The organism is Desulfoscipio geothermicus DSM 3669, from assembly GCF_900115975.1.
Classification (GTDB): domain Bacteria; phylum Bacillota; class Desulfotomaculia; order Desulfotomaculales; family Desulfallaceae; genus Desulfoscipio; species Desulfoscipio geothermicus.
The window spans coordinates 89492-101976 of the sequence record NZ_FOYM01000010.1; the positions used below are offsets into that span (position 1 = coordinate 89492).

12 protein-coding genes are annotated in these 12485 nt (G+C 44.1%); 11 read left to right on the plus strand and 1 reads right to left on the minus strand.

Going from position 1 to position 12485, the window contains the following annotated elements; all coding sequences use genetic code 11:
• Positions 1-18: 18 nt before the first annotated feature.
• From BM299_RS07805 to BM299_RS07825, 4 genes are all read left to right on the plus strand, one after another.
• Positions 19-891, plus strand: coding sequence for a 3-hydroxyacyl-CoA dehydrogenase family protein (locus BM299_RS07805; protein WP_092482910.1), 873 nt, complete (start codon positions 19-21; stop codon positions 889-891).
• A 131-nt stretch (positions 892-1022) separates the two neighbouring features.
• Entirely contained in the window at positions 1023-1457 is a 435-nt protein-coding gene (locus BM299_RS07810; RefSeq protein WP_092482911.1) for a MaoC family dehydratase, read from the plus strand.
• Positions 1458-1585: 128 nt separating this feature from the next.
• Positions 1586-2881, plus strand: coding sequence for a DUF362 domain-containing protein (locus BM299_RS07815; protein ID WP_092482912.1), 1296 nt, complete (start codon positions 1586-1588; stop codon positions 2879-2881).
• A gap of 261 nt (positions 2882-3142) precedes the next feature.
• On the plus strand, positions 3143-3658 hold the full coding sequence (locus BM299_RS07825; RefSeq protein ID WP_165608227.1) for a zinc-binding dehydrogenase: 516 nt from the start codon (positions 3143-3145) through the stop codon (positions 3656-3658).
• 145 nt (positions 3659-3803) lie between these two features.
• Here the strand turns inward: BM299_RS07825 and BM299_RS07830 are convergent, their stop codons facing one another.
• Positions 3804-4334 (minus strand): carboxymuconolactone decarboxylase family protein, encoded by a 531-nt coding sequence (locus tag BM299_RS07830; protein ID WP_092482915.1) that lies wholly within the window; start codon positions 4332-4334, stop codon positions 3804-3806.
• A gap of 429 nt (positions 4335-4763) precedes the next feature.
• On the opposite strand from BM299_RS07830, the gene BM299_RS07835 reads away from it, so the two are divergent.
• From BM299_RS07835 to BM299_RS07865, 7 genes are all read left to right on the plus strand, one after another.
• Positions 4764-5498, plus strand: a complete 735-nt coding sequence (locus tag BM299_RS07835) for an enoyl-CoA hydratase/isomerase family protein (protein WP_092482916.1) — start codon at positions 4764-4766, stop codon at positions 5496-5498.
• A 13-nt stretch (positions 5499-5511) separates the two neighbouring features.
• Positions 5512-6489, plus strand: a complete 978-nt coding sequence (locus BM299_RS07840; protein ID WP_245779694.1) for an NAD(P)H-dependent flavin oxidoreductase — start codon at positions 5512-5514, stop codon at positions 6487-6489.
• A gap of 134 nt (positions 6490-6623) precedes the next feature.
• Entirely contained in the window at positions 6624-7046 is a 423-nt protein-coding gene (locus BM299_RS07845) for a MaoC family dehydratase (protein ID WP_092482917.1), read from the plus strand.
• A gap of 21 nt (positions 7047-7067) precedes the next feature.
• Positions 7068-7484 (plus strand): MaoC family dehydratase, encoded by a 417-nt coding sequence (locus BM299_RS07850; RefSeq protein WP_092482918.1) that lies wholly within the window; start codon positions 7068-7070, stop codon positions 7482-7484.
• A 1-nt stretch (position 7485) separates the two neighbouring features.
• On the plus strand, positions 7486-8781 hold the full coding sequence (locus BM299_RS07855) for a DUF362 domain-containing protein (RefSeq protein WP_092482919.1): 1296 nt from the start codon (positions 7486-7488) through the stop codon (positions 8779-8781).
• A 421-nt stretch (positions 8782-9202) separates the two neighbouring features.
• Positions 9203-11125: a sigma 54-interacting transcriptional regulator gene (locus BM299_RS07860; protein ID WP_092482920.1), complete on the plus strand. Its 1923-nt coding sequence runs from the start codon at positions 9203-9205 to the stop codon at positions 11123-11125.
• Between the two features lie 256 nt (positions 11126-11381).
• Positions 11382-12422 (plus strand): TAXI family TRAP transporter solute-binding subunit, encoded by a 1041-nt coding sequence (locus tag BM299_RS07865; protein WP_092482921.1) that lies wholly within the window; start codon positions 11382-11384, stop codon positions 12420-12422.
• The last annotated feature ends 63 nt before the right edge of the window (positions 12423-12485 follow it).

The following is a 12485-nucleotide window of genomic DNA, read 5'->3' on the forward strand; positions in this document are numbered from 1 at the left end:
AAGAAAGGAGTTTTCTAAATGACGGTAGCAGGCATCAATAAAATTTGCGTTGTAGGAGCCGGCAACATGGGTCACCAGATTGCCCTGTCCGCCGCGCTGGCGGGCTATAAGGTGGTTTGCACCGACATCAGCCCGGAGATTCTGGCCAAAGCGGAACAGTTTGCGGACACCTACCTGCCCGAGCGGGTGGCCAAAGGCAAGCTGTCCGAAGAAGCCGCCAAGGCGGCCCGGGCCAATATATCCTTCACGTCCGATTTAAAGGAAGCGGCCGGGGATGCGGACCTGGTTATCGAGGCCATTCTGGAAAAGCTGGAGCTAAAACGTAAGGTGTTTGCCCAGCTGGATGAAATTTGCCCGCCACACACCATCCTGGCCACCAACAGTTCCTTTATCGTCAGTTCCAAAATTGTAGATGTCACCAACAGGCCCGGGAAGGTTTGTAACATGCACTTTTTCAACCCCGCTCTGGTGATGAAGCTGGTGGAAGTGGTCAAGGGGCCGCATACCAGCGAAGAAACAGCCGGTACCGTTATGGAAGTATGCAAGAGTATGGGCAAAATCCCCGTGCTGCTGCAAAAAGAGATATACGGTTTCCTGGTCAACCGCATTCTGGCGGCCATCAACCAGGAGGCCCTGTACCTGTACGACATGGGCATCGCTTCCTACGAAGACATTGATAACGCCGTGGTTTACGCCCTGGGCCACCCCATGGGACCGTTCCGCTTGATGGACCTGACCGGTATAGACCTGTCCTATTACATCGGCATGGAGCGCTACCAGGAAACCGGGGACCCTACGCACAAGCCGTCGCCCATAGTGGTGGAAAAATTCGTCAAGAAAGAGTGGGGACGGAAAACCGGCAAGGGATTCTACGACTACAGTAAGAAGTAAAGGCTCCCAAGCGCAACGACGGGCGACAAACAGTGCTTTTCAGGACAGGCGTGTATGCCGCTGTTACGGCACTATCAGGTATGATGATGAAAATGGATTCTGTTAATTATTAAACGAAAGGCGTGTTGCTTTTGCTGAGTAGTTATTTTGAAGACTTAAAGATCGGTGACCGCTGGGTCTCCCGCGGACGCACCATTACCGAAGCCGATATCGTGATGTTTGCCGCCTTCAGCGGCGATTGGTACCAATTGCATACCGACAAGGAATGGGCGGCCCAAACCCCCTTCGGGCAAAGAATAGCCCACGGGCTGCTGGTGCTTTCCGTATCCTCGGGCTTCTGGGACCTGTCCGGGGGGACGGTGCAGGCATTTTACGGCATCGATAACTTGCGCTTTACCGGGCCGACATTTATCGGTGATACCATCCACGCTGAACTTGAGGTGGTTGGAAAAAAAGAAAAAGGTCCCGACCGGGGCGTGGTATCAATCAAGCAGGAAATCAAGAACCAGCGCGGTGAGACCGTAATGGTGGCCGTACTGCAAGTATTGGTAAAACGCTGTCCCTAATAAAGCAGATCCCCCATGCTATTAAAAGGGGCACCAGCAGGAAAAAGAAAATGCTTGCCGTTTGCACGGGTGCGAGCCCAGTGCAAAGGCAAGCGCAAGCGATGTTTTTTCGGGGTAGGTGATTTAAGTTGACCAAACCGGTTGTTTCCGTTGTTAAATTTGATGAGGCATATAAGTCATTACGCCTGGCGCTGGATCTCTGCGACGGACTGAAAGAATTCAATAAAGGCGACAAAATACTGATAAAGCCCAATTTGGTGGCCTGGGATTTTGATCTCCCTTTCCCGCCTTATGGGGTGGTGACCACGTCCGCCGTAATCGGCGCGCTGGTGCGGATACTGGCGGAAGAAGGTTTCACCGATATCACTATTGGCGAAGCGCCGCTAATGATCCCCAAAACAGTCGGTCAGGCCATGTATAAAGTGCTGGGTTACGGAAAGCTGCAGGAAAAGTATGGCGTCAAGCTGGTGGACTTCAACGAGGAACAGTTTGTCAAGGTTAATTGCGGCGGGCTTGAACTGTCCCTGGCGGAAAAGGCGCTGGAGGCCGACAAAATAATCAACGTACCGGTATTGAAAACCCACAATCAGACCAAGGTGTCCCTAGGTCTGAAGAATTTAAAGGGGTGCCTGAACCGCAAGTCCAAGATGTTCTGCCACGGCACGGAAACCGACCTCAATTACACGTTCCCGCATGTTATTGAAAAGCTACCCGTGGCGCTGACCATTATCGATGGCGTGTTCGGCCTGGCCAAGGGCCCCGGCCCCACCGGTAAGGCGGAGCGGTTGAATCTACTGGTGGCGTCGCGGGATACCCTGGCCGGCGACGTGGTTGGCGCGGCTTTGTTGGGCTACCAGGCGGCCGAGGTGGAGCACCTGGCCTATTTCGCCGGGCGCAGCGGCGGCAGCGTGGATTTAAAGGATGTTGAAATGCTGGGTGAAGATGTATCCGGGTGCAGCAAATTTCTGGACTATGACTGGGAGTGGACGGAAGATGACACCGGTCCGGAGGGATATGCCAAACGCGGCATTACGGGGCTGGCCGTGCGCAAATACGATAACACTCTGTGCACGGGCTGCTCTATGCTGTTCAACCCCATGCTGATCATGTTCATGTCCGCCTTCCGGGGCAAACCCTTCCCCAATATAGAGGTGGTCAGCGGGAAGAAGCAAAAAGCCTCACCGGGCTTTGACCGAACCGTGCTTTTCGGCCGGTGCGCCTGCATCCTCAATAAAGACAACCCCAATATTAAAAAGGCCATCCCCATCAAGGGGTGCCCCCCCGACTTGATGGAATTTGAAAAAGCCATGCGGGCAGAAGGCGTAATGTGTGATTACAAGGAATTTGTCAAATACCGTCATTACATCTTCAGCCGCTATAAAGCTGAAGAAGGGTTTGACCTGGGGCTGTATAAAATACAATAGAAATTTTGTATTCTTGAAGATCCCCGTTAATTTGGGGAGCTTTAAGAAAATAATCATGCACCAGGACTCCGTTTATTCGGGCATCGGGTTTATAATTAAATGAATGCTCAATTCAAAGTTGGCTCTGCAGGGGGACCGGGTAGTGGTGGAATTTACATTCGGCTGCGGTTTCTGCCAGCAATGTTTGCTTGGGGAATACAGCTCGTGCGTAAAGAGATATTCTTACGGGGCCTCAATTTCCTGTAATAAGCCTCCACATTTATGGGGTCGTATGGCGAATACCTCTACCTGCCACCACGTGCCATGGTGCACAAAATATCTCCCGATGTTCCAGCCAAGGCTGCTGTGTTGACTTGTGCCATTATAGGTAACGCTGTACGTTGGTTAAGAACGGTGGGTCAATTAACCATCAGGGATAAGGTGGTTATTGAAGGGCTGGGCCAGCAAGGACTGGCTGCGACTATTGTAGCTAAGGAGTTCGGGGTGGATCTGGCACGGAAACGGGGGACTATTGTAGCCCCGGGTATGTGCGGTGCTGAAACAGAGGTGTTACTGCTGGCCGATAATCTGGTAAGAAAGGAAATTAGCCTAAAAGGTGTATATAGCCATGATGCCCGTGCGGTTAAGCAGGCCATAAAAATTGTTGAATCAAGAAAATACCCGCTGGAAAATCTGGTCACCCATGTATTTTCATTGGAGGAAACTAATAAAGCTGTACAGGTAGCAGGTGGTGAAATTCCGGGGGAATACCCGATTAAGACAGTTCTTGTTCCGTGAGGGAAAATTAAGTGCATTTTTCAACACATCAAGTTAAGTGTTAATAAAAAAGTGGTTGGAGTTTTTTAAATCCAACCACTTTCCACTTTAATTGAATTATGTCTGCTAACTATTTAATCGCCTGGCTTCATTGAAATAACCTTGATTATTGGTTATCGCTTTCGATCTGTACCTCGGTGTTTTCCAAAAACCGGGCCACGAGGTTATAGAAACCTATGGTGAGGGTTAATTCAACCAACTCCCGGTGACTCAGAAATTTGGCCAGTTCATTGAAAGTTTGATTAGAAGATTTAACGTTTAATGTTACTTCTTCAGTATACTTTAATACCGCCTTTTCGAGGTCGTTGAAGGCTGGATTATCCGGTCCCTGCTTAACCGCTTCTATTTGTTTTTTCGGTACTCCCACCTTCTTTGCCAGTATTTCATGTTGGTGCCACTCATAGCGTGAGCGGCAAAGGGTAGCTACCCTTAAAATGGCCAGTTCCCGCAGCCGGGCATCAAGCTGAGCCTGGGTAAGCAGGGAATTACCTAGCCTCATAAAATGGCGGACACTTTTCTCGGCATGGGCTATCATTTTATTAATGTTTAAACCGCTGAGCTCTGACTTTCCTCCCGTAATCATATTGCGAGTTTTTTCCGGCATCGCTTCTAAAGGAAGTACAGGTAATCTTGGCATTGTATCAACCTCCATTGTCATATTATTTTAATCTTATCATTTAGATACAGGAGTCGCAAAATTTATGCCTTTTAAAGGGCTATAGTAATTTTCATTTACGTCGATATCGCGAGAGCGTATGCGCTTTTGTTTGAAAAAACAGTTATGGTTGCGGGTAATTTGTACCATGTTTAATTTTTAAACCTGACTTGTTAAATTAGGCTTTATGACGAATACCATTTTTGTTATCTATTGCGGTATTGCTTAGCTAATTAAAACTTGTTATCTGAAAATAACAAATATGTACGCTACTAAAGGATTGGTCATATTTGGTATGAAAATTGCATTTGTATAAGGTTGATAAGTTGGCTCCCAGTAGCTGTGGAATTAGGGCCATGCTGGGTCAAGGGGACAATAAAATGGATTTCTTATGCAAAGGAGAGTGGCCAGATGAATTTGGAATGTTTCCTTTATGATGTACAAGACTCTATTTTGGTGCTGATCATGAACCGGCCGGAGGTGCGTAACGCCTGGAACCGGAAAATGCATGAGGAATACCTGGAAGTTTTAAAGAAGGTTAACGAAGATGATTCCATTCGGGCGGTTATTCTGACCGGTACTCCTCCTGCGTTTAGTTCGGGCACGGACCTGAAATCATTCGAAGGCGGCGCGGCCAACTTCCAATCCTCCCTGGCGCAGGAAGGAGCGGGTTCAACCATCAAGCTAATGCACGACTTTAAAAAACCTATAATTGCCGCCATTAACGGGGCCGCTGTAGGCATGGGGATAACCATTACTTTAATGTGCGACATTCGTATTGCTGCCGAAAGTGCCAAGATGTGCTTCCGGTTCACCCACCTGGGTGTGGTTCCCGAGTATGCCAGCCCCTACATGCTGCCCCGGATAGTGGGTTTGGGCCGGGCCATGGAACTCTGCCTCACCGCCCGTACTTTCGGGGCACAGGAAGCGCTTAACATGGGTCTGGTAACCCAGGTGGTTCCGGATGACCAGTTGATACCCGCAGCCATGGAGTTGGCCAGAAACCTGGCATCCAAGAAAGAACATGCTATCCGTATGACCCGGGAAATGCTTTATCGTCATTTAGATACGGACTTTGACGAGGCGGTACGCCGGGATGCGGTAGACTTTATCGAAGCTGTCCGGCTAGCTTTTGGAGATAAATAAAGGGAGGTACCAGATGATGCAAACAAGGATTACCGAACTTTTGGGGATAAAGTATCCGATCATTCAGGGAGGTATGCAGTGGCTGTCCCGGGCCGAATTGGCGGCTGCCGTATCTAACGCCGGTGGGTTGGGCATTATCACTGCTGCCACGCATCCCAGCAAGGAAGACCTGGTAGAAGAAATTCGTAAAACCCGGGCGCTGACCGATAAGCCGTTTGGGGTTAATATTTCCATGCTGCCGAATGTCGGCCCCCAAGATAAGACCAGACAGTATTTTGAGGCAGTCATTGAAGAAAAGGTACCGGTGGTGGAGACGTCCGGGCGCAGCCCGGAGAAATTTATACCCTGTCTAAAACAGGTGGGGATCAAGCTGATGCACAAGGTGCCGGCTGTTCGTTATGCAAAAAAGGCTGAGCGGGTGGGAGCAGACGCAGTGATTATCGTAGGTTTTGAGTGCGGTGGCCATCCCGGTATGGATGACGTGACCACCATGATTCTGGCTCCCAAAACCGTTGACAGTGTATCTATTCCAGTTATCGCCGGAGGTGGCATCGCCGACGCCCGTGGGTTTGTGTCTGCTCTGGCAATGGGCGCCGAAGGTGTAATGATTGGTACCAGATTTGTGGCTACCACGGAATCTCTGGCCCATCCCAAATACAAGGAATGGATGGTTAACGCTCAGGAAACTGATACGTTGATGATCCAGCGGTCTATTAGGAATGCCGCCCGGGTGATGAAAAACGCTGCCGCGGAGAAAGTGTTGGAAATGGAAGCCCGTGGCGCCAGCCTGGAGGAACTACTTACCGTGATCAGCGGGCGGGTAGGCCGCCGCGCCCTGTTTGACGGAGATATTGAGGGGGGTACTTTCGCTATGGGACAGTGTGTCGGCTTAATTAATGAAATTAAGCCGATTAAAGAAGTAATTAAGGATATTATGAGCGAGGCAGAAGCTATACTATCCCGCCTGCAAAAGATGTGGGTTGAGGCTTGACTATCATAACATTGGGGAGGTGTTACCATTAAAATTGACAGATATACAAAAAATCGGGGCGGTACGTAGCCATTCCGGTTGAAGCAAGAAAGACGTTAAATTGAGGTTAATTTTGAGTTGGTGAGGAGATAGTAATGCTTTATTTTGATGATTTATTTATAGGTATGGAATTTAAGCCATTAACAAGTAAATTTACTAAAGAAGATATCAGAAATTATGCAGAGGCCGTAGAAGATTTCAATCCATTGTTTTTGGATGAACAGCATGCTAAAAAGTCAAAATTTAATGGTTTAATTAATCATCCTGCAACTGCGGCTATTTTATCAGTAAATGCTCATAAAACAGGGGAGACTCTGCCTTCCGGTATCATTCACGCTAAGCAGCGTTATAAGTTTTATTCACCTACCCGGCCCGAAGAAAATTTGATAACGAGGGCCAAGGTTATTGATAAATATATGAAACGAGGTAAAAAATACGTGGTTATCCAAAGTATTACCGTAAACGAAGTTGACCAGAAAAAGGTCGAAAGTACCGCGGTGTTAATTTGGCCAAAGTAAAAAATTGTAGAGGTGAAATATATGCTGGTTGGTTGTTTGGTGCCCGGGGTAACCAAAAAAATAACCCGGGAAAAAATTAATAAATATGCGCAGGCATCCGGGGATTTCAATCCACTGCATATTGATGAAGAATTTGCCCGAAAAACTGTTTTTAAAGGAACTATAGCGCATGGTTTATTGTCTGCGGCGTATATCTCTGAAATGATGTCAAATTGGTTGGGTGAAAGCTGGTTGGAAGGGGGAGAACTGGAAGTATCCTTTTTGCATCCGGTAAGATCTGGCGATACTATAACGGCTGGTGGCAAGGTTATTGATATTTCACAAAATGGATCTGCAGAAAAAATTATTTGTGAGGTATACTGCCAGAACCAAGAAGGTGACTTAGTTATCAAAGGTTTATGTAGTTGCAAAATTAATAAATATAGCAAAGGAGTTTAAAATGGCCAACTTTTTAGTATCAATTGTTAAACATACAGACACTTATGGCGCATTGAAAAAATCAATAGAGCTCTGTAATGGGTTAAAAGATTTTAAAAAGAATGACAAAATTTTAATCAAGCCAAACCTGGTTTCCTGGGATTTTGACCTTCCCTTTCCGCCTTACGGTGTGGTTACAACCAGTGCGGTGATGTTTGCCCTGGTGCAGATTCTGTATGAAGAAGGCTATTCCAGGGTAACCATTGGAGAAGCTTCTCTCGGTGTCAGCGGGTCAATGGCTAAGAACATTTTTAAGGTTTTGGGCTATGAAAAACTTCGTGAAAAGTTTGGTGTTAAATTAGTAGATTTTAACGAAGATAAATTCGTAGCGGTGGATGTTGGTGGTTTTAAGCTGTCCATTGCTCAAAAGGCATTAGAGGCGGATAAAATTATCAACGTGCCGGTTTTAAAGACCCATAACCAGTGCAAGGTGTCTTTAGGGATAAAAAATTTAAAGGGCTGTCTTAATCGTACTTCTAAAAAACAATGCCACGGTAGGGATGAAGAACTTGAGCACATGTTCCCCCACATTGCAGAAAAGCTCCCCGTTGCCCTTACCATAATAGATGGTATTTTTGCACTGGCTAAAGGGCCCGGCGCCACCGGTAAAGCTGTTAGAAAAGATCTTTTAGTGGCCTCCCGGAATATTCTGGCTTGTGACATGGTCGGCGCCGCTTTAATTGGTTATAATGCAAGTGAGGTCGAACATCTTAAATATTTTGCGCAGCGTAGCCGGCAAGTCATTAACCTGGCAGATATTGAGGTGTTAGGCGAATCCATTGAAAAACACGCGGAATATTTAGAAAGCGACTGGGCATGGACAGAAGACAATTCCGGCCCGGCCGGTTTTAAAAAAAGAGGTATCAAGGGGATAGCTATCAGAAAGTATGATAGTTCTCTTTGTACTGCTTGTTCCAAGTTGTATAATCCTATGTTGATTTTATTGTCATCTGCCTTTAAGGGTGAACCTTTCCCCGGAATAGAGGTGTTGACCGGCAAAAGGCAAAAAGCTTCTCCGGGTTTTGAAAAAACTATCTTGTTTGGTAAATGTGCATGTATGCAAAATAAAGATAACCCTAACATAAAGAAGGCAGTTTTTATTAAGGGTTGCCCTCCGGATCTCAATGAATTTCAAAGGTTGCTGCATGAAGAAGGCATAGAATGCAATTACGATCAATATGTCAGTTACCGCCACTATATTTACGACCGGTACGAGGATAAAGACGGTTTTGACATGGGACTTTTTAAAATAATTTAGGGTTCTTTAAATTGACTGATTTAAAAGGTTGGAGGCGCTTTACAAAAAAGCATCACCAACCTCTTTTATTTTTAAAGTGTTTCAAAATCAAATATTAAAAGTTTCATTTTGAAATAAAGTTGGTTGCAAAACAAGTAGGTATGGCAATCTTTGAGTTAAGGCATTAAAATTGCAATATTTTTTGTATAAAAATAATAAATGTGAGATAATTCAAATTATAAGTGATTTTTTAAATGTTTAAAGCATTAATTCAAATTTATTGTTTAGTCAGGATAATTAGAAAACTTTTTTGAAATTTATTTTAATCTGAGTCTAAAAAGCGTATAATTTTTAAAAAATTTAAAATATAGATATGAGTTTAATTTTTAGAAAAAGTATTTAGCATGAATAATAAATCCAATTAACGGGAGGTTGCTTGTTTATGTCTGATGTTAAGATTGGAGTGGTTTCCACCTATCCCAAATTATCACAATTAATTCAGAAAATAGCTGGCGAAATGAAATTAGATTTAGAAATAAAGGAAGCCATTTTGGATGAAGGTGTTTCCTGTGCCTATCAGTTTGAACACCAGGGAGTAGACGTAATAATTAGCCGGGGGGTGACGGGGCAAAAAATAAAGAAAGCAATTTCCTTGCCGGTTGTTTTGATTGAAATAACTTCGTTTGATATACTGCAAGCCCTTTACTCCGCTAAAGGCATGGGAGAAAAAATAGCTTTTCTTGGACACCGAACCCAGGATTTTCGCCCGGACTTTAAAAATATCACTAAAATATTGGATATAGATGTAGATTGCTACCCTTATAGCGATACATTTGAAATGGAGGAGCAAGCTACCAAAATATTAAAATCAAATATTGACGTTATTGTAAGTACTGGTTTATGTATATACGAAATGGCCAAACGCTCAGGGATTAATGCCATCCTGGTTCAATCAGGTTATGACGCCATATACGGTTCCATTAAGCGGGCTATTGAATTGGTGCATGCTATTCGCCGCGACCAGGAACGTGTAAAACGGTTTCGTTCCGTCCTTGAATCAACTAATGATGGAATTCTGGTATTGGATGAAGGTAAACGCATTTCATTTATGAATCCGGCTGCGGAAAGTCTCTTGGAAATGGATGCTAATAAAATTGTAGGGCAGTGCATAGATGAAATTCGGGAATCAACAATTTTAGGGGCTTTGTTTAATAATAATCAGGGGGAAGAAGTTTTTAAGGAGGTTGGTAGGAAACAGTTTTGGGTAAGCAGTATGCCCTTGATTATCAATAATAAAGAAAAGGATTTGCTGGTGCTTTTTCAAAGCGCGGACAGGATTCAAGTTATGGAACATAATTTTCGGCGTCAGTTATTTAAAAAAGGATTATACGCTAAACATACTTTCGACAATATTAATGGAACCAGTTCTGTTTTGTTGGATGCTATTGAGAGGGCGAAAAAATTTGCTGCCGCAAATGCTACAGTGTTGATCTGCGGTGAAAGCGGCACTGGTAAAGAATTGTTTGCTCAAAGTATTCATAATGAAAGCGACAGGAGAAAAGCTCCTTTTGTGGCCATAAATTGCGCTGCATTACCGGAAAATTTATTGGAAAGTGAACTGTTCGGGTATGAGGAGGGCGCTTTTACCGGGGCTAAAAAAGGTGGTAAAATCGGCCTGTTTGAGATGGCCCATGGAGGAACAATATTTTTAGATGAAATTGGTGAAATGACTTTGCCGGTACAGGCTCGTTTATTGCGGGTTTTGCAAGAACGGGAAATAATGAGACTGGGCAGCGATAGGGTTATCCCGGTGGATGTAAGAATAATTGCCGCCACCAACCATGAACTATACCATGCTGTAGCCGAAGGGAGATTTCGTAGCGACTTGTACCACCGTTTGGAAGTGTTAAACCTGGATGTTCCTCCCTTGCGGGCAAGAAAAGAGGATATAGATTTATTAGCCGGTCATTTTATAAATCTTTATAGTTTTGAAGAAAAAAAAGATGTGCCAGGCCTTTCTGAAGCAGCTTTGGACAAATTAAAAAAATACGATTGGCCCGGTAACATAAGGGAATTACAAAATGTTATCCATAAGTATGTTTTGTTAATAGAACATAAACAAACTTGTGAAGAGTTAATTGATAAGTTGATAAATGAAAAGATTAGGAAAACATATAAAATACGCACGGAAGATGAAAATTCCATAACACTAAAAATTGGCAAATTGGATGATATGGAAAGACAAGTAATTGAATACTTACTAGCTACTGGAGCCAGCATAAAAGAAATATCAGAAATCACCGGTACGAGTCGAACAACGCTATGGCGAAAAGTAAAAACTTTGGATAAAGTAATGTTTCGATAGGGAACTTTCATTGTTGCAAGTTGAAATAAAATTTTTATGGCAAGTTTCTAAAAGATTAATTTTCAGAGATTTGCAAACTATTTTTATTTTTAAAAACAATGGCATGGTATTTGCTCAATAATTTTGGCAGTTATGATTATGAACTAAGGAGGTGTATCTAAAGGTAATTTGTAAAAACAATTGCGGGAATTGGGATAAGTTATATTTGTCTATATTTTCCGGGCAACAATCTTATGAAAGTGAGGGGTATTAATAAATGAAGAGATATAAATCAAGTGTGCTTCTTTTGATTGGTATTGTCATGTTAATCAGTTTGTTAGCCGGCTGTGGCGGCGGTGCTCAGTCAGGCGACGATGCTGCACTGCAAAACATAAAATTTTTATCAGGGCCTACCGGAACTACATGGTATTCGCAAGCTTCAGCTTTTGCCGGTATAGCTTCTAAAGAACTCGGTATGACGGTTGATGTTTTGACTGGCTCTGCTGTAAGTAATGTTATTCAAGTTGAAAATGGTCAAGCTGATATGGGGTTGACTTTCTCTTCATACTTACCTGCTATGGCCGAAGGTAAAGTGGTAGCCAAAATAGGAAAGGAGGAATATTTTAGCCAGCCCGTTAAAAATGTTCGCACCCTATTAAACGCGACTATTGCAGCATATGTATTACTGGTTGGTGCAGATTCTCCATATCAAACAATTAGTGACTTAAAAGGTAAGCCTATTAAATATGTGACTTACCCAGTTGGTTTTACTGCCCGGTATGTTCCCGAAAAGATACTGGAAGCACATGGGATTACTCTTAAAAGTATAGAGGATGCCGGTGGTAAAGTTGATATGGTCAGTAAGTATAAAGAGGCCTGCGATTTGCTGGCAAAAGGGCAGGCCGATGTAATAGCTTATACTATGGCGGTTAACGCTCAGTCAGCTGCTCTGGCTGAACTTGAATCACAAAGGGAGTTTAGGATCTTAAAGCTTGATGAAGATGCAATTACCAAGGTTACCGATGAATTGCCTCTTGTTGTAACTACGGTGCCCAAAGGCCTGCATAACAGTATCAAAGAAGATACTACAGTATTGGCTGATATTACTACCTGGGTGGTCAGGGCAGATATGCCTGATGAAACAGTTACGAAAATACTGGAATCTATTATTAATAACATGGATTCCATGGCTCAGGTGGGGAACAGCGAATTTAAAGGTTTTACGGCTAAAGAATTAAGCAGATTGCACGGCAAAGGCAAACAAATACCTTACCATCCCGCGGCTGAAAAGTTTTTCAAAGATAACGGAGCAATTTAATAATTTTACGTAAGTAGCTTGGCATTATTTCCATGTAGACCTCTGCCCGGTGTTTTTAAACTG

Coding starts and splice junctions, on each gene's coding strand:
- BM299_RS07805 (WP_092482910.1), top strand. CDS start 19: ATGACGGTAGCAGGCATCAATAAAATTTGCGTTGTAGGAGCCGGCAAC.
- BM299_RS07825 (WP_165608227.1), top strand. CDS start 3,143: ATGGGGTCGTATGGCGAATACCTCTACCTGCCACCACGTGCCATGGTG.
- BM299_RS07830 (WP_092482915.1), bottom strand. CDS start 4,334: ATGCCAAGATTACCTGTACTTCCTTTAGAAGCGATGCCGGAAAAAACT.
- BM299_RS07835 (WP_092482916.1), top strand. CDS start 4,764: ATGAATTTGGAATGTTTCCTTTATGATGTACAAGACTCTATTTTGGTG.
- BM299_RS07840 (WP_245779694.1), top strand. CDS start 5,512: ATGATGCAAACAAGGATTACCGAACTTTTGGGGATAAAGTATCCGATC.
- BM299_RS07845 (WP_092482917.1), top strand. CDS start 6,624: ATGCTTTATTTTGATGATTTATTTATAGGTATGGAATTTAAGCCATTA.
- BM299_RS07850 (WP_092482918.1), top strand. CDS start 7,068: ATGCTGGTTGGTTGTTTGGTGCCCGGGGTAACCAAAAAAATAACCCGG.
- BM299_RS07855 (WP_092482919.1), top strand. CDS start 7,486: ATGGCCAACTTTTTAGTATCAATTGTTAAACATACAGACACTTATGGC.
- BM299_RS07860 (WP_092482920.1), top strand. CDS start 9,203: ATGTCTGATGTTAAGATTGGAGTGGTTTCCACCTATCCCAAATTATCA.
- BM299_RS07865 (WP_092482921.1), top strand. CDS start 11,382: ATGAAGAGATATAAATCAAGTGTGCTTCTTTTGATTGGTATTGTCATG.